Genomic DNA, 26,917 nt, shown 5'->3' with positions numbered 1-26,917 from the left:
TTTATGGATAATATTTTTACTCCAAGCGCAAAAAACGTTTTAATTTTAGCACAAGAACAAGCGAAAATTTTTGGTCACCAAGCTGTTGGAACTGAACATTTATTATTAGCTTTAACAATTGAAAAAAACGGAATTGCTTATTCAGCATTAAAACAAAGCGGTGTCTCTGAAGATGACGTCAAAGGTGAAATTGAACTTGTAATTGGTTATGGAAACTTTAAGGATCCTGATAAGAACACTTATTTACCATATTCTCCTAAGTCTCAAGGTGTACTTACACTTTCTGGACAATTAGCTAAAAGATATGGTTCTATCAAGATTGGAACTGAACATTTACTATTAGCATTGTTGGATACACCTGATATTTTATCTAATAGATTGTTAAATAACTTAGGGACTAATGAAACTTCAGTGCCAAATGTAAAAACAGTTTTATTACGTAAAATGGGTGTTTCTGCCAATGACAATACTAAACACATTCCATTCCCTGGTTCTAGAGAATCCAAAAATAAAGCAGGAACTCCTACATTAGATTCGTTAGCTACTGATTTAACTCAACAAGCTCGTGATGGCTTAATTGATCCTACTATTGGTCGTGATGGCGTCATTAAACGAGTAGTTCAAGTTCTAAGTCGTCGTACTAAAAATAATCCCGTTTTACTAGGTGAAGCAGGAGTCGGTAAAACAGCTGTTGTTGAAGGATTAGCTCGTAAAATGGTTAAAAAGGAAGTCCCAGAAGATATTTCTGGTAAACGTTTGATGATGCTTGAGATGGGCACTTTAGTTGCTGGAACTAAATATCGTGGAGAATTTGAAAAACGCTTAATGAAGATTATTCAAGAAATTAAAACTGATGGTCATGTAATTCTATTTATTGATGAATTGCATACACTAATGGGTGCTGGTGGTGCTGAAGGTGCAATTGATGCATCTAACATTCTAAAACCAGCATTAGCTCGTGGTGAAATTCAAACCATTGGTGCTACAACTTTGAATGAATATCAAAAACACATTGAAAAAGATGGTGCTTTAGCAAGACGTTTTGAAACTGTTGATGTTCCAGAACCTACTAAAGAAGAAACTAAACAAATTTTACAAGGAATTCGTCCTAAATATGAAGATCACCATCAAGTAAAAATTACAAATGATGCTATTGATAAAGCAGTTGAATTATCAACAAGATATATTAGTGATCGTTTCTTACCAGATAAAGCAATTGACTTAATTGATGAATCTGCTGCAATGGTTAGAATTAATAATTTAGATGATTCAGATAAATTATCTGAAAAAGAAGCTAAATTAGATGAATACAAGAACAAAATGGAAGAAGCCATTGAAAGTCAAAAATTTGAAGAGGCTGTTAAGATTCGTGAACAAGAACAAAGTCTTCGTTTAGAAATTGAAGCAGAAGCATCTAAGCTAGAAGATAAAAAAGCTCAAGCTAAACAAAATCGTAATTATAATCTAAAAGATACTGGCGAAGATGTTGCTAAAATTGTTTCTGAATGGACAGGAATTCCAGTTACTAAAATGAAGCAATCAGATGCTAACCGCTTAGTTAACTTAGAAAATATTCTACACAAAAAGATTATTGGCCAAGATGAAGCTGTATCTGCAGTGTCACGTGCTATTAGGAGAGCTCGTAGCGGATTGAAAAATCCAAATCGTCCAATTGGTTCATTTATCTTCTTAGGGCCTACTGGAGTTGGTAAAACTGAACTAGCTAAGGACTTAGCTGAAGAAATGTTTGGATCAAAAGATGATATTATCAGAATTGATATGTCCGAATATATGGAAAAAACTTCTACTAGTCGCATGGTTGGTTCAGCACCTGGATATGTTGGATATGACGAAGGAGGACAACTAACTGAAAAAGTTAGAAGACATCCTTACTCTGTTGTTTTATTTGATGAAGTTGAGAAAGCACATCCAGATGTATTTAATCTATTATTACAAGTCTTAGATGATGGATACTTGACTGATGCCAAGGGTCGTCGTGTTGACTTTAGAAATACAGTTTTGATTATGACATCAAACTTAGGTGCTACAACTTTACGTGATAAGAAGACAGTTGGTTTTGGTGCAGAGTCTGAAGATCAAGAAGAAAATCAATATAAAGAAATGTCAGCTACTATTAAGAGTCAAATGAGAAGATTCTTTAAACCTGAATTCTTAAATCGTATTGATGAAACTATTATTTTCCACGAACTTAATAAGAAACAAGTTCAACAAATTGTTAAATTAATGGCTAATGACTTGCTTGTTCGTGTAAAAGAACAAGGAATCAACATTAAAGTAACTCCTAGTGCTGTTGATTTAATCGCTGAAAAAGGATTTAATCCTGAGTTTGGTGCTCGTCCTATTAGAAGAACTATTCAAACTGAAGTTGAAGACAAACTTTCAGAAGCAATGTTATCTGGTGAAATCAAATCTGGTGACAATGTGAGTGTTGGTGCTTCAAAAGGGCAAATTAATATTGTTAAAAAAGAAAATGATAAAAAAGAAACTGTAAAATTATAGAATTTAAAAAGAGGAATTTTATTCCTCTTTTTTGTATAATTATTGACTTTATTTTTTGATACGTGTATTATACTAAATATGTAACTACGAAGTTAAATGTGTGCTGGCGATCTATTGTCCGTCAAGCATGCTTATAATTAACCAAAAATAAGTTTATTTAGTTTGCTTATTTTGGTTTTTTTTTGCTTATTTTTATTAAAAATAGGCAAAAAAAGTTAATTGTAATAAAAATGTAATATAATCCTTCGTAGAATATTTTGGAGAGGTGAAGAACTTGGCAGGACATTTAGTTAAATATGGTAAACACCGTATTAGAAGAAGTTACTCTCAAATCAAGGAAGTTCTTGATTTACCTAATTTAATTGAAATTCAAACTGACTCATACAAGTGGTTTTTAGATGAAGGTTTGCGTGAAATGTTTAACGGCATCATGCCAATCGATGATTTTCAAGGAAAGCTTTCATTAGAATTCGTTGATTATCAACTATTAGAACCTAAGTATACTGTTGATGAAGCGAGAGATCACGAAGCAAATTACTCTGCTCCGCTTCATATTACTTTAAAATTGACCAACCATGAAACTGGTGAAATTAAAACCCAAGATGTATTCTTTGGTGATTTCCCACTTATGACTGATCAAGGAACATTCATCATTAATGGTGCAGAACGTGTTATTGTTTCACAATTAGTACGTTCACCAGGTGTATTTTTCCATGAAGATAGAGCTAAAAATGGTCGTCTATCATACGGGACAACTGTTATTCCTAACCGTGGTGCATGGATGGAATTTGAAACAGATGCTAAAAATCTTTCATATGTACGAATCGATAGAACTAGAAAGTTACCTATTACTGAATTAGTACGTGCTTTAGGTTTTGGTTCTGATGATGAAATTACTCAAATTTTAGGTAGTAACGATAGTCTTTCACTTACTTTGGAAAAAGATGTTCATAAAGATACTGAAGATTCACGTGTTGAAGAATCATTAAAGGATATTTATGAGCGTCTACGTCCAGGTGAACCTAAGACAGCAGATTCTTCACGTAGTTTACTAACAACTAGATTCTTTGATCATAAGCGTTATGATATGGCACCAGTAGGTCGTTACAAGACTAACAATAAGTTAAGTTTGAAGACCCGTTTACTAGGACTAACTCTTGCTGAAACATTGGCAGATCCTGATACTGGTGAAATTATCGCTAATAAAGGTACTGTTGTTGACAAAAATGTTATGAAGACATTGGCACCATACCTAGATCGTGATGACTTTAAAGCTTATACATTCAATCCTTCAGAACAATCAGTTGTTCCTGAACCAATGACTGTACAAATTATTAAAGTTCAATCTGAAAATGATCCAGATCATGTTGTTAATGTTATTGGTAACGATAATATTCCATTAGATTACCAACACATTACTCCTGCTGATATTATTTCTTCAATTAATTACTTCTTCAATCTACAAGAAGGAATTGGTGAACCAGATGATATTGATCACTTGGGTAATCGTCGTATTCGTTCAGTTGGTGAATTATTACAAAATCAATTTAGAATTGGTTTGGCAAGAATGGAACGTGTTGTTCGTGAACGTATGTCAATTCAAGATACTAGTACCGTTACTCCACAACAATTAATTAATATTCGTCCAGTTGTTGCATCAATCAAAGAATTCTTTGGTTCATCACAACTATCACAATTCATGGATCAAACTAATCCATTGGGTGAATTAACTCATAAACGTCGTTTATCAGCCTTGGGACCTGGTGGTCTAACCAGAGATCGTGCTGGTTATGAAGTTCGTGATGTTCATTACACTCACTATGGTCGTATTTGTCCAATTGAAACTCCTGAAGGTCCTAACATTGGTTTAATCAGTTCACTTTCAAGTTATGCTAAAATCAATAAATATGGATTCATTGAAACACCATATCGTCGTGTTTCATGGGATAATCATAAAGTTACTGAAAAGATTGATTACTTATCAGCTGACGAAGAAGATAACTTTGTTGTAGCACAAGCTAACTCTCCATTAAATGAAGATGGTTCATTTGCTAATGACATTGTTATGGCTAGATACAAGTCTAAGAACATTGAAACTAAGATTGAAAATGTTGATTACATGGATGTTTCTCCTAAACAAGTTGTTTCTGTTGCAACTGCATGTATTCCTTTCTTAGAAAACGATGACTCTAACCGTGCTTTAATGGGTGCTAATATGCAACGCCAAGCGGTTCCTTTGGTTAATCCACATGCTCCATTAGTTGGAACTGGTATTGAATATAAAGCAGCCCATGATTCTGGTGTTGCTTTAATTTGTAAACATCCAGGAACTGTTGAATATGTTGACGCTGACGAAGTTCGCGTTCGTCGTGATGATGGATCATTAGATACTTACAAGCTAATGAAATTCCAACGCTCAAATGGTGGTAAGAACTATAATCAACGTCCAATTGTTCGTGCTAATGACCATGTTGATGCTGATGAAATTCTAGCTGATGGTCCTTCAATGGAAAATGGTGAATTAGCATTAGGACAAAATCCAGTTGTAGCATTTATGACTTGGCAAGGTTATAACTTCGAAGATGCCATTGGTATTTCAGAAAGATTAGTTCGTGATGATGTATATACTTCTATTCATATTGAAGAATACGAATCAGAAACTAGAGATACTAAACTTGGACCTGAAGAAATGACCAGAGAAATTCCTAACGTTGGGGAAGATGCRYTAAAAGACCTTAACGAAGAAGGAACTATTCGTRTTGGTGCTGAAGTTCATGATGGTGACATYTTAGTTGGTAAAGTTACTCCTAAGGGKGTTACTGAATTATCAGCTGAAGAAAGATTATTACATGCAATCTTTGGTGAAAAATCACGTGAAGTTCGTGATACATCTCTACGTGTACCTCACGGTGGTGGCGGTATCGTCCAAGATGTAAAAGTCTTTACTAGAAAAAATGGTGACGAACTATCTCCTGGTGTAAACAAGATGGTCCGTGTATATATTGCTCAAAAACGTAAGATTCAAGTAGGGGATAAAATGTCTGGTCGTCATGGTAACAAGGGGACTGTTTCCATTGTTATTCCTGAAGAAGATATGCCTTACTTACCAGATGGTACTCCAATTGATATTCTATTGAGTCCAATGGGTGTTCCTTCTCGTATGAATATTGGTCAAGTTCTTGAACTACATTTAGGTATGGCTGCAAGAAAACTTGGTATTCATGTAAGTACACCTGTCTTTGATGGTGCTCGTGATAAAGATATCTGGGGTACAGTTAAAGAAGCTGGAATGGCCTCAGATGGTAAATCTATCGTTTATGATGGACGTACAGGTGAACCATTTGATAAACGTGTTGCTGTTGGTGTAATGCACTACTTGAAACTTGCTCACATGGTTGATGATAAGATTCATGCTCGTGCTATTGGACCTTATTCACTTGTTACTCAACAACCACTTGGTGGTAAAGCACAATTTGGTGGACAACGTTTTGGTGAAATGGAAGTTTGGGCTCTTGAAGCATATGGAGCTGCTTACACATTGCAAGAAATTTTAACTTACAAATCCGATGATGTTGTTGGACGTGTTAAAACATATGAAGCAATTGTTAAAGGTGAACCAATTCCTAAACCAGGTGTTCCTGAATCATTCCGTGTTTTAGTTAAAGAACTACAAGCACTAGGTCTTGATATGAAAGTTCTTGATTCAGATAACCAAGAAATTGAACTTCGTGACTTAGATGGTGAAGATGATGAAGTGGTTAATGTTGATGCATTGAGTAAGCTGGCTGAAAAACAAAAGGCTGAAAAAGAAGAACAAGAAAACACTAAGTCTAATAAAACAAATACCAACACTAAGGAATAAAGAAAGGGGACTATCCATTGGTCGATGTAAATAAATTTTCAAGCATGCAAATCGGTTTAGCATCTTCTGACAAGATTCGTAGTTGGTCATTTGGTGAAGTTAAAAAACCAGAAACTATTAACTATAGAACTTTAAAGCCAGAAAAAGATGGTTTATTCGATGAAAGAATTTTCGGTCCTACAAAGGATTGGGAATGTGCTTGTGGTAAATATAAACGTATTAGATACAAAGGTATCGTTTGTGATCGCTGTGGAGTTGAAGTTACTCGTTCAAAAGTACGCCGTGAACGTATGGGACACATTGAATTAGCTGCCCCAGTTACTCATATTTGGTACTTTAAGGGTATTCCAAGTCGTATGGGACTTATCTTAGATATGAGTCCACGTGCATTGGAAGAAATTATTTACTTTGCATCATATGTTGTTACTGATCCTGGTGATACACCACTAGAAAATAAACAACTTATGTCAGAACAAGACTATCGTCAAAAGAAACAAGAATATGGCAATCGTTTTGAAGGTAAGATTGGTGCTGAAGCTATCAGAACCTTACTTAAAAACGTTGATGTTAAAAAAGAAGTTGCTGAATTAAAGGATCAATTAAAGAAAGCTACTGGTCAAAAACGTGTTCGTGCTGTTAGAAGACTAGATATTCTAGAATCATTTGTTAAATCTGGAAATGACTTAACATGGATGATTATGGAAGCTATTCCGGTTGTTCCACCTGATTTAAGACCAATGGTTCAACTTGAAGGTGGCCGTTTTGCTACTTCTGATTTGAATGATTTATACCGTCGTGTTATTAACCGTAATAATCGTTTGAAGAGATTATTAGATTTACATGCTCCTGGTATTATCGTTCAAAATGAAAAACGTATGTTACAAGAAGCTGTTGATGCTTTGATTGATAATGGTCGTCGTGGACGTCCAGTTGCTGGACCAGGTAACAGACCATTGAAGTCACTTTCACATATGCTTAAAGGTAAGCAAGGCCGTTTCAGACAAAACTTACTTGGTAAGCGTGTTGACTATTCTGGTCGTTCAGTTATTGATGTTGGACCATTCTTAAAATTCAACCAAATGGGACTACCGGTTCCAATGGCTCTTGAATTATTCAAGCCTTTCATTATGAAAGAATTGGTTAACCGTGAAATTGCTTCTAATATTAAATCAGCTAAACGTCAAATTGAACGTAAAGACGAAGAAGTCTTTGATGTCCTAGAAGATGTTATTAAAGAACATCCAGTTCTATTGAACCGTGCACCTACACTTCATAGATTAGGTATTCAAGCCTTTGAACCAGTGTTGGTTTCTGGGAAATCAATGCGTCTTCATCCATTAGCTTGTGAAGCTTATAATGCCGATTTTGATGGTGACCAAATGGCCATCCATGTTCCTTTATCTGATGAAGCTCAAGCTGAATCCAGACTGTTGATGTTAGCTGCTACGCATATTTTGGCACCTCGTGATGGAAATCCTATCGTTACTCCTTCCCAAGATATGGTTATTGGTAACTACTACCTAACTATGGAAGAAGCTGGACGTGAAGGTGAAGGTATGATCTTCAATAATCCTGAAGAGGCTAAATTATCATACCAAAGTGGCTTAACTCATTGGCACAGTCGTGTTKGAATTGCTGCTAGCTCAATGCCAGAAAAACCATTTACTGATGAACAAAGAAATAAAATTTTAGTAACTACAATTGGTAAGATTATTTTTAATGGTATTCTTCCTGATTCATTCACATATTTGAATGAACCAACTGATACTAACTTAAATGGTCATTTATCTGATAAATTCTTCTTAGAACCTGGGGAAGACATTCATGAACATCTAAAGGATGCACCAATTATTGGTTCATTTAAGAAAGGCTTCTTATCAGATATCATTGCCGAGGTTTACAAGCAATATAAAGTTACTGAAACTTCACACTTATTGGATAAAATTAAAGATTTAGGTTACAACGAATCTACTAAGTCTGGTTTAACTGTTGGTATTACCGATGTTACTGACTTAAAAGAAAAACCTGAAATTATTACTGAATCTCATAAGAAAGTTGAAAACATTACTAAACAATTCCGTCGTGGTTTGATTACTGATCATGAACGTTATGAAAGAGTTATTGGTGTTTGGAGTGATGCCAAGGATGAAATTCAAAATAAATTGATGGAAAGTTTTGATCCTCAAAACCCTATCTTTATGATGAGTGATTCTGGTGCTCGTGGTAATATCTCTAACTTTACTCAACTTGCTGGTATGCGTGGATTAATGGCTGCTCCTAATGGTGAAATCATGGAATTACCTATTACTGCTAATTTCCGTGAAGGATTATCTGTTTTGGAAATGTTTATTTCTACCCACGGTGCTCGTAAAGGTATGACTGATACTGCCTTGAAGACTGCCAACTCTGGTTACTTAACTCGTCGTTTAGTTGATGTTGCCCAAGATGTTATTATTCGTGAAGAAGATTGTGGTACTGATCGTGGTGTTATTGTTACTGCTTTGAAGCAAGGTAACGAAATGATTGAACCACTTTATGACAGAATTCTTGGTCGTTATGCTATGAAGACAGTTAAGAATCCTACTACTGGTGAAGTGATTGTTAAGCATAATCAAATTATCAATGAACCAGAAGCCCAAGCAATTAATGATGCAGGTATTAAAGAGGTTGAAATTCGTTCAGCATTTACTTGTAACACTGTTCATGGTGTTTGTGAAAAATGTTATGGACGTAATTTAGCTACTGGGTCTCCTGTTGAAGTTGGTGAAGCAGTTGGTACTGTTGCTGCTCAATCAATTGGTGAACCTGGTACTCAATTAACTATGAGAAACTTCCATACTGGTGGTGTTGCTGGTAACGCTGATATTACTCAAGGACTTCCTCGTGTTCAAGAAATCTTTGAAGCAAGAAATCCTAAAGGTAAAGCAGAAATTTCAGAAGTTACTGGTACCGTTGATTTAATTGAAGAAAATCCTGCTGAAAGAGTTAAGGAAGTTACAATTAAAGGTGATGCTGATACTAGAACTTACAAGGTTCCAATTAATGCACGTATGAATGTTGCTGAAGGTGACGTAATTCGTCGTGGTGGAGCTATTAATGAAGGTTCTGTAGATCCTAAAGAACTTATTAAAGTTCGTGACTCATTATCAACAGAAGTTTACTTGCTAAGTGAAGTTCAAAAGACTTACCGTATGCAAGGGGTTGAAGTTAGTGATAAGCATGCTGAAATTATGGTTCGTCAAATGTTACGTAAAGTAAGAATCATGGATGCAGGTGACACTGACGTTCTTCCTGGTACATTAATGGATATTGATGCTTTCAAGAAAGCTAATGCTGATGCAATTATTTCTGGAAAGATTCCAGCAACTGCACGTCCAGTTATCTTAGGAATTACCAAGGCTGCTCTAGAAACAAATAGTTTCTTATCAGCTGCATCATTCCAAGAAACTACTCGTGTATTAACTGATGCTGCTATTCGTGGTAAGAATGATCCATTAGTTGGGCTTAAAGAAAATGTTATTATTGGTAAATTAATTCCTGCAGGTACTGGTATGAAGACTTATGGTCGTATCGAACCAAAAACCGATGAAAAGGAAAACAACGATAAATCAAAAGATGTTTACTCAATTGATGAAATTGATAAGCGTATGAATGAAGAAAACGTTGACAATAAATAGCAAATAAAAAAATAGCAATTGCTAAAAAGCAATTGCTATTTTTTTATACATATAGATATTAATGTGCCAATAAATATAAATGGAATGAATGGAATCGTTTTTGTTTTTCTTTTTATCAAAAAGAAATAAATTAAACATGTTGATGATGATAAAAGTGTAATATATATTAATTGATTTATATTAAATATTAATGAGCATATACTTAATACATCAATATCAGCCATCCCTATAAAATTAAATTTATTATTAAAACAAAATATAAAAAGGTATATTACCATAACTATAAAAACTTTTTTTATGTTAAATGAAATAAGTAGCGTTGATAATAGTAATAATAATATTGAATATAAAGATACAAATTTGTTTTTAAAATCTTGTACTGATAAAAATATCAGAATAAATAGAAAGGGGATATACGTTACATTTAACGTAAAAATATAAATCATCGTTGTTGAAACAATGGTTAATAATTCTATTAAGAAAAATGAACTATTTATTTTAAATTTACATTTCCTACATTTTCCTAAAAGAAATATATAACTTATTATAGGAATTAAATCAAACCATTTTAAAATGTAACCACAATTATCGCAATGTGATCTAGGTAATACTATAGACTGATTGTTACTTATCCGGTATTCTACTAGTGCAATAAAAGATCCGATAACTCCACTAACTATTATTATTATAAAGAATTCATATTTTAAAATTTACATCACCTCTATATTATACTTACGAAAATAATAAATAATTATTTGAAATTACATTGACGAGATTTTGTGGTCATGTTAATATTATCAAGTACTTATTCATTCGGTGTGTTTTGCTGTAAAAAGAACCACCTGGATGTGTGGACTTAAAAATATAAAAAATTTTCGGAAGGAGGAATTTTTAGATGCCTACTATTAACCAATTAGTACGTAAAGGTCGTCATTCTAGAAGTTCTAAATCAAAAGCCCCAGCTTTAAACCATGGGTATAACAGTTACAAGAAGAAGCAAACTAACAACCCTGCTCCTCAAAAACGTGGGGTAGCTACTCGTGTTGGTACTATGACTCCAAAGAAGCCTAACTCAGCTTTACGTAAATACGCTCGTGTTAGATTATCAAACTTGATTGAAGTTACTGCCTACATTCCTGGTATTGGTCATAATCTTCAAGAACATAGTGTTGTTTTAATTCGTGGTGGTCGTGTTAAGGATTTACCTGGTGTTCGTTATCATATCGTTCGTGGTGCATTAGATACTGCTGGTGTTACTGATCGTCGCCAAGGTCGTTCAAAATACGGTACTAAGAAACCTAAAGAATAATTTTAATTAAAGCTATAATAACAAGGAGGATTTTTTAATGCCAAGAAAAGGAAATGTTCAACAACGTGAAGTTCTTCCTGATCCAATTTATAACTCAAAAATGGTTGCTAGCTTAATCAACCGTTTGATGTTAGATGGTAAAAAGGGAACTGCTACAGAAATTTTATATGGTGCATTTGACCTTATTAAGAAAGAAACTGGAAACGAAGCAGTTGATGTATTCGAAGAAGCTATGAAAAACGTTATGCCTGTACTAGAAGTTAAGGCTCGTCGTGTTGGTGGATCAAATTACCAAGTTCCTATCGAAGTACGTCCTGATCGTCGTGTTACTTTAGGTTTACGTTGGATCGTAAACTATGCACGTTTACGTGGTGAACACACTATGGTTGAACGTCTAGGACGTGAAATCATGGATGCTGCTAACAACACAGGTGCTTCAGTTAAAAAACGTGAAGACACTCATAAGATGGCAGAAGCTAACCGTGCATTTGCTCACTACCGTTGGTAATATAAACTTGTACAATTTTGTGCAATTGGATTAGTGGCTAATGGTATTAGCCACTTTTTTAAAAAGTGAATTATTGAGAGGAGAAACATTTTAATGGCTAACAACAAACGTGAATTCCCATTAGAAAAAACACGTAACATTGGTATTACTGCACATATTGATGCTGGTAAAACAACTGCTACTGAACGTATTTTGTACTATACTGGTAGAATCCACAAAATTGGTGAAACTCATGACGGTGCTTCACAAATGGACTGGATGGTACAAGAACAAGAACGTGGTATCACTATCACTTCTGCTGCTACTACTGCTCAATGGAAAGACTACCGTATCAATATTATTGATACTCCAGGACACGTTGACTTTACTGCCGAAGTTGAACGTTCATTACGTGTTCTAGATGGTTCTATTACTATTCTTGATGCTGCTGCTGGTGTTGAACCACAAACAGAAACTGTTTGGCGTCAAGCTTCAGAATATAATGTTCCTCGTATTGTTTTTGCTAATAAGATGGATAAATTGGGTGCCGATTTTGCTGCATCAGTTCAATCATTACATGATCGTTTAGATGCTAATGCACACGCTATTCAAATTCCTATTGGTAAAGAAGATACATTCCAAGGTGTTATCGATTTAATCGATATGAAAGCCGATATTTATGATGAAGATAAATTAGGTGCAAAATGGGATACTGTTGATGTTCCTGAAGAATACAAAGAAGAAGCTGAAAAAGCTCGTCAATCATTGATCGAAGCTGTTGCTGATATTGATGACAATGTTATGGATAAATACCTTGAAGGTGAAGAAATTTCAAATGATGAAATTAAGGCTGCTATCCGTAAGGGTACATTAAACCTTGAATTCTTCCCTGTTTTAGCTGGTTCAGCATTTAAGAACAAAGGTATTCAAATGTTAATGGATGCTGTTCTTGAATACTTACCATCACCATTAGATGTTCGTCCTTACAAGGCAACTGACCCAGAAACTGGTGATGATGTTGAATTAAAAGCTGACGACAGTAAACCATTTGCTTCATTAGCATTTAAGGTTGCAACTGATCCATATGTTGGTCGTTTAACTTATATTCGTGTATACCAAGGTACTCTTGAAGCCGGTTCATATGTTTTAAATGCTACTAAGGACAAACGTGAACGTGTTGGTCGTTTACTACAAATGCATTCAAATCATAGAAAAGAAATTCCTGAAGTATTCTCTGGTGATATTGCTGCTGCTATTGGTTTGAAGAATACTACTACTGGTGATTCTTTAACTGATCAAAAACATCCTTTACATCTTGAATCAATGGTCTTCCCAGACCCAGTTATTAGTGTTTCTGTTGAACCTAAGACTAAAGCTGACCAAGATAAAATGGATATTGCTTTACAAAAATTAGCTGAAGAAGATCCAACATTTAAGGCTGAAACTAACAATGAAACTGGTGAAACTATCATTGCTGGTATGGGTGAACTTCACTTGAACATCATTATTGATCGTTTGAAACGTGAATTTAACGTTGAAGCCAAAATTGGTGCTCCACAAGTTGCTTATAGAGAAGCATTTACTAAGCCAACTAAGGCTCAAGGTAAATTTATTCGTCAATCTGGTGGTAAAGGTCAATATGGTGATGTTTCTATTGAATTTACTCCAAACGAAACTGGTAAAGGTTTTGAATTCGAAGACGCAATTGTTGGTGGTGTTGTTCCTCGTGAATTCATTCCATCAGTTGAACAAGGTCTAAAAGAATCAATGGCTAACGGTGTTCTTGCTGGATATCCATTAATTGATGTTAAAGCTAAGTTATATGATGGTAGTTATCATGATGTCGATTCATCTGAAGCTGCATTTAAAGTTGCTGCATCAATTGCATTGAAGAATGCTGCTAAAACTGCTGGCCCAGTTATTTTGGAACCAATTATGAAAGTTGATATTGTTGTTCCTGAAGAATACATGGGTGATGTTATGGGACAAGTTACTTCACGTCGTGGTAGTGTTGAAGGTATGGAAGTTAGAAATAAAGCTCAACTTATTCATGCATTTGTTCCACTATCAGAAATGTTTGGTTATGCTACTACCTTACGTTCTGCTTCACAAGGTAGAGGTACTTTCACAATGACATTTGATCATTACTCAGCTGTTCCTAAGGCTATTCAAGAAGAAATCATTGAAAAAAATGGTGGAAATGAATAATTTTATAATAAAAAGTGTTGAATTTATTCAACACTTTTTTATTACATAATTTAATAATATTTATTCTCTATATTTCATAAAGAATTATGTAAAAGCCCTTGCGTTATTTGCATATTTTTTGTATTATATAGAGGTACCTGTTTGAGGGACATCTATGTTCCTGTACAGTTATCTAATTCAGGCTTTGATGTGGGAGGTTGCGACACACCCGGCCGCTTTGCCATGATAGGGCGTGGCGGTAATTTCCACGGAGCTAGTCTTATTTTTAAATAAAGGCGAGGAGGGAAAACAATGGCAAAACAAAAAATTCGTATTCGTTTAAAGGCATATGAACACCGCACTTTAGACCAATCAGCTGAAAAAATTGTGGCTACTGCGCAAAGAACTGGTGCCAACATTTCTGGTCCAATTCCATTGCCAACAGATAGAACTGTTTATACTGTTCTAGCTTCACCACATAAATTTAAGAAGTCACGTGAACAATTTGAAATGTTAACTCACAAACGTTTAATTGACATCTTAAACCCAACACCAAAAACTGTTGATTCATTAATGAAACTTGATTTACCAAGTGGTGTTGATATCGAAATCAAACTATAATTAAAAATTACAATATATCGGAGGTGTACTCATGACCAAAAAAGGAATCTTAGGTAAAAAGGTCGGAATGACTCAAGTTTTCACCGAAAATGGTGAATTAATTCCAGTTACTGCTGTTGATGTAACACCAAACATTGTGTTACAAACAAAGTCAACTGAAAGCGATGGATACAACGCTATCCAATTGGGTTACGATGACAAGCGTGATGTTTTAAGTAACAAACCAGAAAAAGGTCATGTAGCAAAAGCAAATACAAATCCTAAGCGCTTCATTAAAGAAATCAGAAATGTTGAGCTTAGCGATTACAATGTAGCAGACGAAGTTAAGGCAGACATTTTTGAAGCCGGTGACATCGTAGATGTCACAGGAATTACAAAAGGTCATGGTTACCAAGGTAACGTTCATAAAGACGGTCAAGGTAGAGGACCTGAAACCCATGGTTCAAGATACCATCGTCGTCCTGGTTCACTTGGTGTTATTATTAACCGAGTTACAAAGGGTATGAAATTACCTGGTAGAATGGGTAACAAACAAGTTACTATTCAAAATCTTGAAGTTGTTAAAGCTGATGTTGACAACAACGTAATCTTAATTAAAGGTAACGTTCCTGGTGCTAATAAATCATTCTTAACAATTAAATCTGCTGCTCGCGGATCACAAAAATAAGAAAGGAGGAACCATAAATGACAAGCGTAGCATTATATAAACAAGACGGTAGCAAAAACGGCAACGTTGATTTAAACGATGAAATTTTTGCTATTGAACAAAACGATAGCGTTGTATTTGACGTTGTAACTATGCAAAGAGCATCTTTACGTCAAGGTACACATGCTGTTAAAAATAGACATGCCGTTAGTGGTGGTGGTAAAAAGCCATGGCGTCAAAAGGGTACCGGACGTGCTCGTCAAGGTTCAATCCGTTCACCACAATTTCGTGGAGGTGGAATCGTTTTTGGACCTACTACACGTTCATACGGTTACCATTTACCAAAGAAAGTTAGTCGTTTAGCTATTAAATCTGTTTTATCAGAAAAAGTTGCTAATGATGACTTTGTTGTTGTTGATTCATTAAACTTTGATGCTCCTAAAACTAAGGACTTCTCAGAATCATTAAACAATTTAAACGCTTCAGCTAAGACATTAGTAGTCTTGGAAGAAGACAATAAAAACGCTGCTTTATCAGCTCGTAACATTGATAATGTTGAAGTAATTAGTGCAAAGAGCCTAAACACTTTAGCTGTTGTTAATAGTAGCAAGATTGTCATCACAAAGGCTGCTCTTTCTCAAGTAGAGGAGGTGCTCGCATAATGGAATCACGTGAGATTATTTTACGCCCAGTTGTTACTGAACAATCAACAGCAATGATGGACAACAAAAAATACACTTTTGACGTTGACGTACGAGCAACTAAAACACAAGTGAAAAATGCAATTGAAGACATCTTTGATGTTAAAGTTGTTAAAGTAAATATTATGAATCTTAAAGGTAAGCTAAAGCGTCAAGGACGTTACGAAGGATACACTAAGAAACGTCGTAAAGCTATTGCTACTTTATCAAACGATTCAAAAGAAATTAAATTATTTAGCGATAAATAAAATATAAACATAGGAGGGAAATACCGTGGCTATTAAAACATACAAAGCAACCACTAATGGTCGTCGTAATATGACTGGTCTTGATTATGATGTTATTACAACCTCAAAACCAGAAAAGTCATTATTGGCTTCCAAGTCACATACTGCTGGTCGTAATAATTATGGTCATATGACAGTTCGTCATCGCGGTGGTGGTAACAAAAACCAATACCGTATTATTGATTTTAAACGTAATCATGATGACATCGATGGAACTGTAAAGACTATTGAATACGATCCAAACCGTACTGCTAATATTGCATTAGTTGTATATTCTGATGGTATCAAGAAATATATTCTTGCACCTAAAGGATTAAAGGTTGGCGATAAAGTTCAATCTGGAGAAAATGCTGATATTAAGGTTGGTAATTCATTACCACTTAACAACATTCCAGTTGGTACAACTATTCACAACATTGAATTAAAACCAGGTAAGGGTGGACAATTAGTTCGTTCTGCTGGTGCTTCTGCTCAATTGTTAGGTAAAGAAGGAAAATACGCATTAGTTAGATTAGCTTCTGGTGAAGTTCGTATGATTCTTTCAGTTAACCGTGCAACTATTGGAAGCATGGGTAATGAAGAACACTCATTAGTAAATGTTGGTAAAGCTGGTCGTAACCGTTACAAGGGTCAACGTCCACATGTTCGTGGTTCTGTAATGAACCCTAACGATCACCCTCATGGTGGTGGTGAAGGTAAAGCTCCAGTTGGTTACCCATCACCATTATCACCATGGCATAAGAAAACTAATGGTAAGAAAACTCGTAAGAGACAAGCTCGTTCCAACAAGTTTATTGTACGTCGTCGTAAAGGATCAAAGATGTAATAAACTGATATATACTTTTAGGTATATATTTCTCTATAACGTTATTGAAGAGGAGGTTTCATAATGGGTCGTAGTTTAAAAAAGGGACCTTTTGCCGATAAGCATCTTTTAAAGAAAATTGATGCTCAAAAAGACCAAGATAAGAAAGACGTAATCAAAACATGGTCACGTCGTTCAACAATTTTCCCTAGTTTCATCGGTTACACTATTGCTGTATACGATGGAAGAAAGAATGTTCCTGTATATGTACAAGAAGACATGGTAGGACATAAATTAGGTGAATTTGTACCAACTCGTACTTTCCATGGACATGGAAATGGCGACGATAAGAAAACTGTCTAAGCAAGGAGGATAACAAATGGCTGAACAAGTTACATCAGCACAAGCTACTGCTAGAACTGTTCGTATTGCCGCTCGTAAGGTCCGCCTTGTAGTTGATCTTATTAGAGGTAAAAGCGTTTCTGAAGCTGCTGGTATTTTGAAGTTCACTCCAAGAAGTGCTTCACCAGTTGTTTCAAAAGTTTTAATGTCAGCTGTAGCTAATGCAGAAAACAATTTTGATTTAGATCGTGAAGACTTGGTAGTAAGCGAAGTTTTTGTTAACGAAGGACCAACTTTAAAACGTTTCCGTCCTCGTGCTAAAGGTTCTGCTTCTCCAATTAACAAACGTACAAGTCATATTACTGTGGTAGTTTCAGAAAAATAAGGAGGGATTAGCCGTGGGTCAAAAGATAAATCCTACCGGATTACGTGTCGGAGTTATTCGTGATTGGGACGCAAAATGGTATGCTGAAAAAGCTGATTTTGCTAGCGATTTGAATGAAGACTTGAAAATCCGTGAATATATTAGCAAAAGACTCGCTGACGCTTCCGTATCAAGAGTTGTAATTGAACGTGCTGCAAAGCGTGTTAACATTTCAATCAACACTGCAAAACCAGGAATGGTTATCGGTAAAGGCGGATCAGAAGTCGAAAATCTTCGTAAAGAATTAAATGCATTAACAGGTAAAAGAGTTCATATCAACATTATTGAAATTAAGAAACCTGATTTAGATGCTAAATTAGTTGGTGAAAACATTGCTCGTCAATTAGAAGGCCGTGTAGCTTTCCGTCGTGCAATGCGCCAAGGTATGCAACGTGCAAGTAGAGCAGGTGCTAAGGGTGTTAAAACTCAAGTATCTGGTCGTTTAAATGGTGCTGACATGTCACGTGTTGAATCATATGCTGAAGGTACTGTTCCATTGCATACATTAAGAGCAGACATTGACTACTCATGGGAAGAAGCTCACACTACTTATGGTTCAATTGGTGTTAAAACTTGGATCTACCGTGGTGAAGTTTTACCACAAGTAGCTGATGATAAGAAAGATAATAATAAAGGAGGGAAATAAACATGCTAGTACCAAAACGTGTTAAGTTCCGTCGTGAACACCGTGGTAAACTACGTGGACATTCAAAAGGTGGAAACACTGTTGCTTTTGGTAGTTACGGTTTAAAAGCTTTAGATTCACATTGGATTACCAATCGTCAAATTGAAGCTTGTCGTATTGCTATTACAAGATATATGAAGCGTGGTGGGAAAGTTTGGATTAAAATTTTCCCTCATAAATCTTACACTGAAAAAGGTGTAGGGGTTCGTATGGGTAACGGAAAAGGTTCTCCTGCTGGTTGGGTTGCTCCAGTTAAGCGTGGAAAAATCCTATTTGAAATTGGAGAAGTTTCTGATGAAGTTGCTAAAGAAGCTTTGCGTTTAGCTTCTACTAAACTTCCTGTTCGAACAAAGATTATTAAACGTGAGGAAGTAGGTGGCGAATCAAATGAAGGCTAAAGAAATTAATGAACTAACCACTGCTCAAATGCATGAAAAAGAACAAAGTTACAAAGAAGAACTATTCAACCTTCGTTTTCAATTAGCTACTGGTCAATTGGAAAACACTGCAAGATTGAAGAAGGTTCGTAAAAACATTGCACGTATTAAAACTGCATTGCGTCAACAAGAATTAAACAAATAAGAATACGATAAAGGAGGTTAATGTTAATGGAACGTAATATGCGTAAGGTCTACAGAGGCCGTGTTGTTTCAGACAAAATGGACAAGACAATTGCTGTTGTTGTTGAAACTTATAAGACACATTCTACTTACGGAAAACGTGTTAAGTACTCAAAGAAGTACAAAGCTCATGATGAAAACAATGAAGCTAAAACTGGTGATATCGTTGAAATTATGGAAACACGACCATTGTCAGCTACAAAACATTTCCGCTTAGTTAATATCATTAAAAAAGATGTTACTATTTAATATTTTAGAATGTTTTAATTTATCGTATTCTGAGTAAATACCGGAAGGAGGGTATTAGCTATGATTCAACAAGAAAGTCGTTTGAAAGTTGCTGATAACTCAGGTGCTCGTGAACTTTTAACTATTAAAGTTTTAGGTGGATCAAGCAGAAGATATGCAGGTATCGGTGATATTGTTGTTGCTACTGTAAAACAAGCAACACCAGGTGGCGTTGTCAAAAAAGGTGACGTTGTTAAAGCTGTTATTGTTAGAACTAAAGCTGTTGCACGTCGTTCAGATGGTTCATACATCCGTTTCGATGAAAATGCTGCTGTGTTAGTTCAAGACGATAAAAGTCCAAAAGGAACACGTATTTTTGGACCTGTTGCACGTGAACTACGTGACAACAAATTCATGAAGATTGTTTCTTTAGCGCCTGAAGTACTTTAATTAACTACTGTTAACCAAGGAGGTGCCAATAAATGTTTATTAAAACTGGTGACAAAGTTCGCGTAATTAGTGGTAAAGATAAAGGTAAAGAAGGAACTGTTACTAAAACTATCTCATCACAAGATCGCGTAATTGTTGAAGGTATTAACATTGTTAAAAAACATCAAAAAGCTTCTCAATCAAATCCACAAGGTGGAATCAATGATATTGAAGCACCTATTCATGTTTCTAACGTAATGTTAATTGACCCATCAACTAACGAACCAACAAAGGTTGGTTTCAAAATTGAAAATGGTAAGAAAGTTCGTATTTCCAAAAAATCTAACAAATCAATCGATTAATTTTAATTGAAAGGAGGATACCTTTCCATGTCAAACCGTTTACAAGACAAATACAAAGATGAAATTTCAAAATCATTAGTTGATAAGTTTAACTACTCATCAATTATGCAAGCACCTAAGCTTGATAAAATTGTTCTAAATATGGGTGTTGGTGACGCTGTTACTAATGCTAAGAATTTAGACGAAGCTGTTTCAGAATTAACTCAAATTTCTGGACAAAAACCTTTAGTAACTAAGGCTAAAAAATCAATTGCTGGTTTCCGTTTACGTGAAGGTATGTCAATTGGTGCTAAAGTTACTTTACGTGGTGAACGTATGTATGATTTCTTAGACAAATTAGTTAATGTTTCACTACCTCGTGTTCGTGATTTCCATGGTGTTAATAATCGTTCATTCGATGGCCGTGGTAATTACACATTAGGTGTTCGTGAACAATTAATTTTCCCTGAAATTAATTATGATAACGTTAATCGCGTTCGTGGTTTAGATATCGTTGTTGTAACTACTGCAAATACTGATGAAGAATCAAAAGAATTATTGACTCAATTCGGTATGCCATTTGCAAAATAATAGGAGGGTATAAATATGGCTAGAAAAGCACTTATTGTAAAGAGTGAACGTCCTGCTAAGTTTTCAACTAGAAATTACACTCGTTGTGAACGTTGCGGAAGACCTCATTCAGTTTACAAAAAATTTCATTTATGCCGTCTATGTATCAGAGATCTTGCTCATAAGGGCCAAATTCCTGGTATGAAGAAGGCAAGTTGGTAAAATTAACTTAGTAAAAAGGAGGTTACGTTAATGTCCATGACAGATCCAATCGCTGACTTTTTAACAAGAGTTCGTAACGCTAATATGGCTCGTCACGAATCTGTTGAAGTTCCAGCTTCAAAAATTAAAAAAAGCATTGCTGAAATTTTAAAACGTGAAGGTTTTGTTCGCGATGTTGAATATATGGATGATGACAAACAAGGTGTTATTCGTGTATTCCTTAAATATGGTAAAAACAATGAACATGTTATTTCTGGTTTGAAACGTATTTCAAAGCCAGGTCTACGTTCATATGTAAAATCTGATTCAATTCCTAAAGTATTAAATGGTTTAGGTGTTGCAGTTATTTCAACTTCTGAAGGTGTTATCACCGATAAAGAAGCTCGTGCTAAAAAAATTGGTGGAGAAGTATTAGCATACATTTGGTAATACTTTTCTCTTGAACTGGAGGTGTAATAAATGAGTCGTATTGGTTATAGAAAAATTGTTTTACCAGAAAGTGTTGAATTAACTACTGAAGGTAACAATGTAACTGTTAAGGGTGAAAAGGGTTCTTTAACTCGTGAATTTTCACCAAACATTAAAATGAATGTTAAAGATAATATCGTAACATTTGAACCTGCTGTGAGATATAGCAATAAGGTACGTGCTATGCACGGTACTATGCGTGCTAACTTAAATAACATGGTTGAAGGTGTAACTAATGGCTTTAAGAAAACCCTTAAATTAGTCGGTGTTGGTTACCGTGCTCAAGCTAAGGGCTCAGTATTGGAAGTAAATGTTGGTTACTCAAACCCTGTTGAAATTCAAATCAATGATGATCTAAAAGTTGAAACCCCAGATAGTTTAACTATTAATGTTAGTGGTATCAACAAAGAACATGTTGGTGACTTTGCTGCTAAAGTTCGTGCTGTACGTTCACCTGAACCATATAAAGGTAAAGGTATTCGTTATGAAGGCGAAGTTGTTCGTCGTAAGGAAGGTAAGACTGGTAAATAATAAGTATTTGCTTTTTATTTAGTCAATTTTACAAATTCAATTAAGAGGTGACTATTTTGATTAACAAACCAGACAAAAATAAGACACGTCAACGTCGTCACTTGCGTGTCCGTAACAAGATCTCTGGTACTGCTGTGTGCCCACGTTTGAACGTATATCGTTCTAACCAAAACATCTATGCTCAAATTATTGATGACGTAGAGGGTGTTACGCTTGCTAGTGCCTCAACTTTAAGTAAAGACGTAAATGGTGCAAACAAAACAGAACAAGCAAGTTCTGTTGGTGCTTTAATTGCAAAACGCGCTGTTGAAAAAAATATCAAAAATGTTGTTTTCGATCGTGGTGGATACTTATACCATGGACGTGTTCAAGCATTAGCTGATGCTGCACGTGAAAACGGATTAGAATTTTAAAAAAGGAGGAATAACCACAAATGGCAGAATTTATTGATCCAAATAAGTTAGAACTTGAAGATACTGTCATTTCAATTAACCGTATTACTAAGGTAGTTAAAGGTGGACGTCGTCTACGTTTTGCAGCTTTAGTTGTTGTTGGTGATAGAAATGGACATGTTGGATTTGGAACTGGTAAAGCTCAAGAAGTTCCAGATGCAATTCGTAAGGCTGTTGATGATGGTCGTAAGAACTTAATTACTGTTTCAAGAGTTGGTACAACTATTCCTCATGAAATTATCGGTACTTTCGGTGGCGGTAAGATCATGTTAAAACCTGCTGAAGAAGGTTCTGGAGTTGCTGCTGGTGGAGCTGTTCGTTCAGTTATGGAATTAGCTGGTATTGGCGATGTTACAAGTAAGCGTTTAGGTTCAGATACTCCAATCAATGCAATTCGTGCAACTTTTGCCGGATTAAAATCATTGAAGAGTGCAGAAAAAGTTGCTACTTTACGTGGCGTTTCTGCTCAACATTTAGCAGAATAAGGAGGGGTTTATAAGATGGCTCAATTAAAGATTACTTTAACTCATAGTGCAACTCACCGTCTCCCCAAACAACGTAAAATCGTTAGTGCACTAGGATTAGGTCGCATTAATAGTACTGTTGTTAAGCCTGATAACGAAGCAACTCGTGGAGCTCTATTCCATATTGCACACTTAGTTAAAGTTGAACAAGTTGATTAATAAATAACAAGGAGGTGCACTTTTATAATGAAATTACATGAATTAAAAGCTGCTGAAGGTTCACGTTCATCAAGACAACGTCTTGGTCGTGGATTAGGAAGTAAAGGTAAGACTTCTGGTCGTGGACAAAAAGGTCAAAAAGCTCGTAGTAAGACCCGTCTAGGCTTTGAAGGTGGTCAAATGCCTTTCTACCGTAGAATGCCAAAACGTGGTTTCACTAATATTAACCGTAAAGAATATGCTATTGTTAACTTATCTGTTTTAGATCAATTTGATGATGGTGCTGAAGTTACTCCAGAAACTCTTAAAGAATCTGGAGCCATTAAAAATGCTAAGAGCGGTGTTAAAGTTCTTGGTAATGGTAAAATCAGCAAAAAGTTAACTGTAAAAGCAAGTAAATTTTCAAATGCTGCTAAGTCAGCAATTGAAAACGCTGGCGGTAAGATTGAGGTGATCTAAATGCTATCAACCTTGAAAAACGCTTTTAAAGTAAAGAGCATTAGAAATAAGATTCTTTTTACCTTAGGAGTTTTGATTGTATTTAGACTTGGAGCATATATTACTGTTCCTGGAATAAACGCCAAAGCACTCCAAAGCGTTGCTTCATCTGGTTTGGTTAGCATTTTAAACACCTTTAGTGGTGGTGGATTAACTAATTATTCACTATTCGCTATGGGTGTTTCACCATATATTACTGCACAAATTATTGTTCAGCTTTTACAAATGGATATTGTTCCTCGCTTTGTTGAATGGAGTAAACAAGGTGAAGTTGGACGTAAAAAATTAAATCAAGTTACTAGAGTTTTAACAGTAGTTCTTGCATTTGTACAGTCTATTGGAATTACAGCTGGATTTAATACTTTAAGTAGTTTGAACCTTGTTCAACATCCAGGTCCTTCTACTTATATAAGTATTGGTTTAATTTTAACCGGTGGATCAATGTTAACTACTTGGATGGGTGACATGATTACTGATCGAGGAATCGGTCAAGGTGTTTCAATGATAATCTTTGCTGGGATTATCGCTAGAATTCCTGTTGGAATTCAACAATTGTATAAAGAATATATTGTTGGAGATACTTCTTCTCAATTATGGCAATCAATTATATTTATAACTCTATTGTTCATAATAGTTCTAATAATTGTTACATTTGTTACTTGGGTTCAACAAGCTGAACGTAGAATTCCAATTCAATATACAAGAAGAGAAACAGGAGCATCGGATAACAGTTACTTGCCTTTAAAAGTTAACGTTGCCGGTGTTATCCCTGTAATTTTTGCCAGTTCGTTTATTTCAACGCCTCAAGCTATTTTGATGTTTTTTGCAAGTAAACATTCTGGTGACGGTTGGTACAAGATTTTGAGTGATATTTTTAATATGCAAACTCTATCTGGTGCTACTTTATATACATTCTTAATTGTTTTATTTACATTCTTTTATGCGTTTGTTCAGGTTAACCCTGAAAAGTTATCTAAGAATTTACAAAAACAAGGTAGTTATATTTCTGGCGTTTGGCCAGGTAATGGAACACAGACCTATGTTTCTAAGTTACTTATGAGACTTAGTGTTGTTGGTGCCTTATTCTTAGGAATTGTTGCTCTTATTCCTTTAATTGCACAAAATTTATGGAATCTTGATGAGTCAATTGGACTTGGAGGTACAAGTTTATTAATTGTTGTTGGGGTTGCTATCCAAACAATTAGTCAAATTCGTGGATTAATGATGAAGCAAGAATACGTTGGATTCATTCAAGATCCTAGACCTAAAGATTTATAAAATTTTGTGTAAGGAGGAAAAATAAAATGACAATGAATTTGATTTTAATGGGATTACCTGGTGCTGGTAAGGGTACTCAGGCTGAAACTATTATTAAAAATTATGGAATCCCACATATCTCTACTGGAGATATCTTTAGGGCCGCTATAAAAAATCAGACTGAAATGGGAATAAAGGCCAAACAATATATTGACAAAGGGAATTTGGTTCCTGATGATGTAACATGTGGAATTGTTAAAGATCGTCTTGCACAAGATGATACTAAAAAAGGATATATGTTAGATGGTTTTCCTAGAACTCTTGATCAAGCTAATGCTTTACAAAAGATTAGTAGTGATTTAGATCGTCCATTGGATGCTGTTATAAATATTGATGTTGACCCTAAAATTCTTATTGATCGACTTTCTGGTAGATTTATATGTAAAAATTGTGGAGCAACTTACCATAAACTATATAAAAAACCTAAGGTTGATAATACTTGTGATATTTGTGGTGGTCATGAATTTTATCAACGTAGTGATGACAAACCTGAAACTGTTAAAAATCGTTTAGATGTAAACATTAAAATGAATACACCATTAATTGATTTTTACAAAGGTCTTGACTTATTGTATACCGTTGATGGTAGTCAAAATATTGATAATGTTACTGAAGACATTGACAAAATACTCAAGAACCTATAATTTATTAAAATTTTAGAATGTTGCCGTAAGTTAGTTTATATGATAAACTAACTCATGTGTATTTGCGGTTTTATTAACGATTTCGGGATTAATACTACTTAATTTAATATTTTAATGTGTACCCAAAGTTTATAAAGAATCGTAGTTTCGAGGAGGAAATTCTTTGTCTAAAGATAATGTTATTGAAATTGAAGGTAAAGTAACTGAAACTTTACCTAATGCTATGTTTCGTGTTGAATTGGAAAATGGACATGAAATTTTAGCTCACGTATCAGGTAAAATTAGAATGCATTACATTAGAATATTACCTGGTGATCGTGTCACTGTTGAAATGTCACCATATGATTTAAGCAAGGGACGTATTACTTACCGTTATAAATAAGTAGTAGTACTGTCTTTAAATATAGGAGGGTTATTATAATGAAGGTAAGACCATCAGTAAAACCAATGTGTGAAAACTGTAAAGTTATTAGAAGAAAAGGCCGTGTTATGGTTATTTGTTCTAATCCTAAACATAAACAAAGACAAGGCAAGTAATTTATTTAATATCACAGGAGGTGTATTTTAATGGCTCGTATCGCCGGAATTGATTTACCACGTGACAAGCGTATTGTTATTGGTTTAACTAGTATCTTTGGAATTGGTCAAAGTAGAGCTGCTGAAATTCTTTCAAAAGCTGGCGTTTCTGAAGATATTCGTGTTCGTGACTTAAGTTCTGAACAAGAAGAAAAGATTCGTGAAATTGTTGACGGTTACAAAATCGAAGGTGACTTACGTCGTGAAGTAAGAATGAATATCAAGAAACTTCAAGAAATTGGTTCTTACCGTGGAATGCGTCATCGTCGTGGATTACCACTTAGAGGTCAACATACTAAAAATAATGCTCGTACTCGTAAGGGCAAAAAGACAGCTACCATCGCTGGTAAAAAATAATTAATAAAGGAGGTTAGTAAATCATGGTTCAAAAGAAAGGTTCACGTAAACGTAGAGCAAAGAAGAATATCGAAGCTGGTGTTGCTCATATTCATTCTACTTTTAATAACACATTAGTTATGATTACTGATATGCAAGGAAATGCTATTGCATGGTCATCTGCTGGTTCTTTAGGTTTCCGTGGTAGTCGTAAATCTACTCCATTTGCTGCTCAAATGGCTGCAGAAGCTGCTGCTAAATCATCAATGGAACATGGTATGAAATCTGTAGAAGTTGCAGTTAAAGGTCCTGGTTCAGGTCGTGAATCAGCTATCCGTGCTCTTCAATCAACTGGTTTAGAAGTTGCTGCTATTCGTGATGTTACTCCAGTTCCACATAATGGATCTCGTCCTCCAAAGCGTCGTAGAGTTTAATTTATGTTCATCATT

34 protein-coding genes are annotated in these 26,917 nt (G+C 35.1%); 33 read left to right on the top strand and 1 reads right to left on the bottom strand.

Annotated features, from left to right (window positions below; all coding sequences use genetic code 11):
- Window positions 1-3 precede the first annotated feature (3 nt).
- The 3 genes from C7N71_RS00430 to rpoC all read left to right on the top strand — a co-directional run bounded on the left by C7N71_RS00430 (window position 4) and on the right by rpoC (window position 10,059).
- Complete coding sequence (locus C7N71_RS00430; protein WP_105987231.1) at window positions 4-2,520, top strand: ATP-dependent Clp protease ATP-binding subunit; 2,517 nt, start codon at window positions 4-6, stop codon at window positions 2,518-2,520.
- Window positions 2,521-2,785: 265 nt separating this feature from the next.
- A complete protein-coding gene (rpoB, locus tag C7N71_RS00425) occupies window positions 2,786-6,382 on the top strand; it encodes a DNA-directed RNA polymerase subunit beta (protein ID WP_167387707.1) in 3,597 nt (1,198 codons plus the stop codon).
- Window positions 6,383-6,399: 17 nt separating this feature from the next.
- Complete coding sequence (rpoC, locus tag C7N71_RS00420) at window positions 6,400-10,059, top strand: DNA-directed RNA polymerase subunit beta' (RefSeq protein WP_105987229.1); 3,660 nt, start codon at window positions 6,400-6,402, stop codon at window positions 10,057-10,059.
- 35 nt (window positions 10,060-10,094) lie between these two features.
- Here the strand turns inward: rpoC and C7N71_RS08290 are convergent, their stop codons facing one another.
- Complete coding sequence (locus tag C7N71_RS08290; RefSeq protein ID WP_225361862.1) at window positions 10,095-10,724, bottom strand: prepilin peptidase; 630 nt, start codon at window positions 10,722-10,724, stop codon at window positions 10,095-10,097.
- Window positions 10,725-10,954: 230 nt separating this feature from the next.
- On the opposite strand from C7N71_RS08290, the gene rpsL reads away from it, so the two are divergent.
- The 30 genes from rpsL (at window position 10,955) to rpsK (ending at window position 26,902) form a co-directional block, all read left to right on the top strand.
- Window positions 10,955-11,368, top strand: coding sequence for a 30S ribosomal protein S12 (gene rpsL, locus C7N71_RS00410; protein WP_105956384.1), 414 nt, complete (start codon window positions 10,955-10,957; stop codon window positions 11,366-11,368).
- A 37-nt stretch (window positions 11,369-11,405) separates the two neighbouring features.
- A complete protein-coding gene (gene rpsG, locus C7N71_RS00405; RefSeq protein WP_105956383.1) occupies window positions 11,406-11,876 on the top strand; it encodes a 30S ribosomal protein S7 in 471 nt (156 codons plus the stop codon).
- Between the two features lie 93 nt (window positions 11,877-11,969).
- Complete coding sequence (gene fusA, locus C7N71_RS00400; RefSeq protein WP_105987227.1) at window positions 11,970-14,063, top strand: elongation factor G; 2,094 nt, start codon at window positions 11,970-11,972, stop codon at window positions 14,061-14,063.
- 291 nt (window positions 14,064-14,354) lie between these two features.
- Window positions 14,355-14,663 (top strand): 30S ribosomal protein S10, encoded by a 309-nt coding sequence (rpsJ, locus tag C7N71_RS00395; RefSeq protein ID WP_105956381.1) that lies wholly within the window; start codon window positions 14,355-14,357, stop codon window positions 14,661-14,663.
- Window positions 14,664-14,694: 31 nt separating this feature from the next.
- Window positions 14,695-15,330 (top strand): 50S ribosomal protein L3, encoded by a 636-nt coding sequence (rplC, locus tag C7N71_RS00390; RefSeq protein ID WP_105987226.1) that lies wholly within the window; start codon window positions 14,695-14,697, stop codon window positions 15,328-15,330.
- 17 nt (window positions 15,331-15,347) lie between these two features.
- Window positions 15,348-15,971 carry a 50S ribosomal protein L4 gene (rplD, locus tag C7N71_RS00385; protein WP_105987225.1) on the top strand — a complete coding sequence of 208 codons (624 nt, stop codon included), beginning with the start codon at window positions 15,348-15,350 and terminating at the stop codon, window positions 15,969-15,971.
- Window positions 15,971-16,258, top strand: coding sequence for a 50S ribosomal protein L23 (rplW, locus tag C7N71_RS00380; protein WP_105963778.1), 288 nt, complete (start codon window positions 15,971-15,973; stop codon window positions 16,256-16,258). Before rplD ends, rplW begins: the two co-directional genes overlap by 1 nt.
- A gap of 25 nt (window positions 16,259-16,283) precedes the next feature.
- Entirely contained in the window at window positions 16,284-17,123 is an 840-nt protein-coding gene (rplB, locus tag C7N71_RS00375; RefSeq protein WP_105956377.1) for a 50S ribosomal protein L2, read from the top strand.
- A 63-nt stretch (window positions 17,124-17,186) separates the two neighbouring features.
- Window positions 17,187-17,465 (top strand): 30S ribosomal protein S19, encoded by a 279-nt coding sequence (rpsS, locus tag C7N71_RS00370; RefSeq protein ID WP_105963776.1) that lies wholly within the window; start codon window positions 17,187-17,189, stop codon window positions 17,463-17,465.
- A 16-nt stretch (window positions 17,466-17,481) separates the two neighbouring features.
- Complete coding sequence (rplV, locus tag C7N71_RS00365; protein WP_105956375.1) at window positions 17,482-17,829, top strand: 50S ribosomal protein L22; 348 nt, start codon at window positions 17,482-17,484, stop codon at window positions 17,827-17,829.
- A gap of 13 nt (window positions 17,830-17,842) precedes the next feature.
- Window positions 17,843-18,514 carry a 30S ribosomal protein S3 gene (rpsC, locus tag C7N71_RS00360; RefSeq protein WP_105963775.1) on the top strand — a complete coding sequence of 224 codons (672 nt, stop codon included), beginning with the start codon at window positions 17,843-17,845 and terminating at the stop codon, window positions 18,512-18,514.
- Window positions 18,515-18,516: 2 nt separating this feature from the next.
- Window positions 18,517-18,951, top strand: a complete 435-nt coding sequence (gene rplP, locus C7N71_RS00355; RefSeq protein WP_105963774.1) for a 50S ribosomal protein L16 — start codon at window positions 18,517-18,519, stop codon at window positions 18,949-18,951.
- Complete coding sequence (rpmC, locus tag C7N71_RS00350) at window positions 18,941-19,135, top strand: 50S ribosomal protein L29 (RefSeq protein WP_105956372.1); 195 nt, start codon at window positions 18,941-18,943, stop codon at window positions 19,133-19,135. Before rplP ends, rpmC begins: the two co-directional genes overlap by 11 nt.
- 20 nt (window positions 19,136-19,155) lie before the next feature.
- Entirely contained in the window at window positions 19,156-19,422 is a 267-nt protein-coding gene (gene rpsQ / locus C7N71_RS00345) for a 30S ribosomal protein S17 (protein ID WP_105987224.1), read from the top strand.
- Window positions 19,423-19,482: 60 nt separating this feature from the next.
- Window positions 19,483-19,851 (top strand): 50S ribosomal protein L14, encoded by a 369-nt coding sequence (gene rplN / locus C7N71_RS00340; RefSeq protein WP_105963772.1) that lies wholly within the window; start codon window positions 19,483-19,485, stop codon window positions 19,849-19,851.
- A gap of 32 nt (window positions 19,852-19,883) precedes the next feature.
- Window positions 19,884-20,192, top strand: coding sequence for a 50S ribosomal protein L24 (rplX, locus tag C7N71_RS00335; RefSeq protein WP_105956369.1), 309 nt, complete (start codon window positions 19,884-19,886; stop codon window positions 20,190-20,192).
- Window positions 20,193-20,219: 27 nt separating this feature from the next.
- Entirely contained in the window at window positions 20,220-20,762 is a 543-nt protein-coding gene (rplE, locus tag C7N71_RS00330) for a 50S ribosomal protein L5 (protein WP_105956368.1), read from the top strand.
- A gap of 15 nt (window positions 20,763-20,777) precedes the next feature.
- The gene (locus C7N71_RS00325; RefSeq protein ID WP_105956367.1) at window positions 20,778-20,963 is read left to right on the top strand and encodes a type Z 30S ribosomal protein S14; all 186 of its coding nucleotides are present in this window, start codon (window positions 20,778-20,780) and stop codon (window positions 20,961-20,963) included.
- A 30-nt stretch (window positions 20,964-20,993) separates the two neighbouring features.
- Window positions 20,994-21,392, top strand: coding sequence for a 30S ribosomal protein S8 (rpsH, locus tag C7N71_RS00320; protein WP_105963771.1), 399 nt, complete (start codon window positions 20,994-20,996; stop codon window positions 21,390-21,392).
- A gap of 30 nt (window positions 21,393-21,422) precedes the next feature.
- Complete coding sequence (gene rplF, locus C7N71_RS00315; RefSeq protein ID WP_105956365.1) at window positions 21,423-21,962, top strand: 50S ribosomal protein L6; 540 nt, start codon at window positions 21,423-21,425, stop codon at window positions 21,960-21,962.
- Window positions 21,963-22,018: 56 nt separating this feature from the next.
- Window positions 22,019-22,375, top strand: coding sequence for a 50S ribosomal protein L18 (rplR, locus tag C7N71_RS00310; RefSeq protein WP_105987223.1), 357 nt, complete (start codon window positions 22,019-22,021; stop codon window positions 22,373-22,375).
- Window positions 22,376-22,395: 20 nt separating this feature from the next.
- On the top strand, window positions 22,396-22,899 hold the full coding sequence (gene rpsE, locus C7N71_RS00305) for a 30S ribosomal protein S5 (RefSeq protein ID WP_105987222.1): 504 nt from the start codon (window positions 22,396-22,398) through the stop codon (window positions 22,897-22,899).
- A gap of 15 nt (window positions 22,900-22,914) precedes the next feature.
- A complete protein-coding gene (rpmD, locus tag C7N71_RS00300) occupies window positions 22,915-23,097 on the top strand; it encodes a 50S ribosomal protein L30 (RefSeq protein WP_105956362.1) in 183 nt (60 codons plus the stop codon).
- A 27-nt stretch (window positions 23,098-23,124) separates the two neighbouring features.
- Window positions 23,125-23,556 carry a 50S ribosomal protein L15 gene (rplO, locus tag C7N71_RS00295; RefSeq protein WP_105987221.1) on the top strand — a complete coding sequence of 144 codons (432 nt, stop codon included), beginning with the start codon at window positions 23,125-23,127 and terminating at the stop codon, window positions 23,554-23,556.
- The gene (secY, locus tag C7N71_RS00290; RefSeq protein ID WP_105987220.1) at window positions 23,557-24,873 is read left to right on the top strand and encodes a preprotein translocase subunit SecY; all 1,317 of its coding nucleotides are present in this window, start codon (window positions 23,557-23,559) and stop codon (window positions 24,871-24,873) included.
- Between the two features lie 32 nt (window positions 24,874-24,905).
- Window positions 24,906-25,556 carry an adenylate kinase gene (locus C7N71_RS00285; protein WP_280176695.1) on the top strand — a complete coding sequence of 217 codons (651 nt, stop codon included), beginning with the start codon at window positions 24,906-24,908 and terminating at the stop codon, window positions 25,554-25,556.
- Between the two features lie 163 nt (window positions 25,557-25,719).
- On the top strand, window positions 25,720-25,938 hold the full coding sequence (infA, locus tag C7N71_RS00280) for a translation initiation factor IF-1 (RefSeq protein WP_105956358.1): 219 nt from the start codon (window positions 25,720-25,722) through the stop codon (window positions 25,936-25,938).
- 38 nt (window positions 25,939-25,976) lie between these two features.
- Window positions 25,977-26,093 (top strand): 50S ribosomal protein L36, encoded by a 117-nt coding sequence (gene rpmJ, locus C7N71_RS00275; protein ID WP_105956357.1) that lies wholly within the window; start codon window positions 25,977-25,979, stop codon window positions 26,091-26,093.
- A 30-nt stretch (window positions 26,094-26,123) separates the two neighbouring features.
- The gene (gene rpsM, locus C7N71_RS00270) at window positions 26,124-26,489 is read left to right on the top strand and encodes a 30S ribosomal protein S13 (RefSeq protein WP_105987219.1); all 366 of its coding nucleotides are present in this window, start codon (window positions 26,124-26,126) and stop codon (window positions 26,487-26,489) included.
- A gap of 23 nt (window positions 26,490-26,512) precedes the next feature.
- Window positions 26,513-26,902, top strand: a complete 390-nt coding sequence (rpsK, locus tag C7N71_RS00265) for a 30S ribosomal protein S11 (RefSeq protein ID WP_105956355.1) — start codon at window positions 26,513-26,515, stop codon at window positions 26,900-26,902.
- Window positions 26,903-26,917: the final 15 nt, after the last annotated feature.

This window comes from Apilactobacillus timberlakei (genome assembly GCF_002993965.1).
Taxonomy (GTDB): Bacteria; Bacillota; Bacilli; order Lactobacillales; family Lactobacillaceae; genus Apilactobacillus; species Apilactobacillus timberlakei.
Note: the sequence above shows the minus strand (reverse complement) of the source record. Positions and strands in the feature narration are given on the sequence as shown.

What these genes read in the sequence shown, in the direction of transcription:
- C7N71_RS00430 (WP_105987231.1), top strand. Translation starts at nt 4, where the DNA reads ATGGATAATATTTTTACTCCAAGCGCAAAAAACGTTTTAATTTTAGCA.
- rpsL (WP_105956384.1), top strand. Translation starts at nt 10,955, where the DNA reads ATGCCTACTATTAACCAATTAGTACGTAAAGGTCGTCATTCTAGAAGT.
- rpsG (WP_105956383.1), top strand. Translation starts at nt 11,406, where the DNA reads ATGCCAAGAAAAGGAAATGTTCAACAACGTGAAGTTCTTCCTGATCCA.
- fusA (WP_105987227.1), top strand. Translation starts at nt 11,970, where the DNA reads ATGGCTAACAACAAACGTGAATTCCCATTAGAAAAAACACGTAACATT.
- rpsJ (WP_105956381.1), top strand. Translation starts at nt 14,355, where the DNA reads ATGGCAAAACAAAAAATTCGTATTCGTTTAAAGGCATATGAACACCGC.
- rplC (WP_105987226.1), top strand. Translation starts at nt 14,695, where the DNA reads ATGACCAAAAAAGGAATCTTAGGTAAAAAGGTCGGAATGACTCAAGTT.
- rplD (WP_105987225.1), top strand. Translation starts at nt 15,348, where the DNA reads ATGACAAGCGTAGCATTATATAAACAAGACGGTAGCAAAAACGGCAAC.
- rplW (WP_105963778.1), top strand. Translation starts at nt 15,971, where the DNA reads ATGGAATCACGTGAGATTATTTTACGCCCAGTTGTTACTGAACAATCA.
- rpsS (WP_105963776.1), top strand. Translation starts at nt 17,187, where the DNA reads ATGGGTCGTAGTTTAAAAAAGGGACCTTTTGCCGATAAGCATCTTTTA.
- rplV (WP_105956375.1), top strand. Translation starts at nt 17,482, where the DNA reads ATGGCTGAACAAGTTACATCAGCACAAGCTACTGCTAGAACTGTTCGT.
- rplP (WP_105963774.1), top strand. Translation starts at nt 18,517, where the DNA reads ATGCTAGTACCAAAACGTGTTAAGTTCCGTCGTGAACACCGTGGTAAA.
- rpmC (WP_105956372.1), top strand. Translation starts at nt 18,941, where the DNA reads ATGAAGGCTAAAGAAATTAATGAACTAACCACTGCTCAAATGCATGAA.
- rpsQ (WP_105987224.1), top strand. Translation starts at nt 19,156, where the DNA reads ATGTTAATGGAACGTAATATGCGTAAGGTCTACAGAGGCCGTGTTGTT.
- rplN (WP_105963772.1), top strand. Translation starts at nt 19,483, where the DNA reads ATGATTCAACAAGAAAGTCGTTTGAAAGTTGCTGATAACTCAGGTGCT.
- rplX (WP_105956369.1), top strand. Translation starts at nt 19,884, where the DNA reads ATGTTTATTAAAACTGGTGACAAAGTTCGCGTAATTAGTGGTAAAGAT.
- rplE (WP_105956368.1), top strand. Translation starts at nt 20,220, where the DNA reads ATGTCAAACCGTTTACAAGACAAATACAAAGATGAAATTTCAAAATCA.
- C7N71_RS00325 (WP_105956367.1), top strand. Translation starts at nt 20,778, where the DNA reads ATGGCTAGAAAAGCACTTATTGTAAAGAGTGAACGTCCTGCTAAGTTT.
- rpsH (WP_105963771.1), top strand. Translation starts at nt 20,994, where the DNA reads ATGTCCATGACAGATCCAATCGCTGACTTTTTAACAAGAGTTCGTAAC.
- rplF (WP_105956365.1), top strand. Translation starts at nt 21,423, where the DNA reads ATGAGTCGTATTGGTTATAGAAAAATTGTTTTACCAGAAAGTGTTGAA.
- rpsE (WP_105987222.1), top strand. Translation starts at nt 22,396, where the DNA reads ATGGCAGAATTTATTGATCCAAATAAGTTAGAACTTGAAGATACTGTC.
- rpmD (WP_105956362.1), top strand. Translation starts at nt 22,915, where the DNA reads ATGGCTCAATTAAAGATTACTTTAACTCATAGTGCAACTCACCGTCTC.
- rplO (WP_105987221.1), top strand. Translation starts at nt 23,125, where the DNA reads ATGAAATTACATGAATTAAAAGCTGCTGAAGGTTCACGTTCATCAAGA.
- secY (WP_105987220.1), top strand. Translation starts at nt 23,557, where the DNA reads ATGCTATCAACCTTGAAAAACGCTTTTAAAGTAAAGAGCATTAGAAAT.
- C7N71_RS00285 (WP_280176695.1), top strand. Translation starts at nt 24,906, where the DNA reads ATGAATTTGATTTTAATGGGATTACCTGGTGCTGGTAAGGGTACTCAG.
- rpmJ (WP_105956357.1), top strand. Translation starts at nt 25,977, where the DNA reads ATGAAGGTAAGACCATCAGTAAAACCAATGTGTGAAAACTGTAAAGTT.
- rpsM (WP_105987219.1), top strand. Translation starts at nt 26,124, where the DNA reads ATGGCTCGTATCGCCGGAATTGATTTACCACGTGACAAGCGTATTGTT.
- rpsK (WP_105956355.1), top strand. Translation starts at nt 26,513, where the DNA reads ATGGTTCAAAAGAAAGGTTCACGTAAACGTAGAGCAAAGAAGAATATC.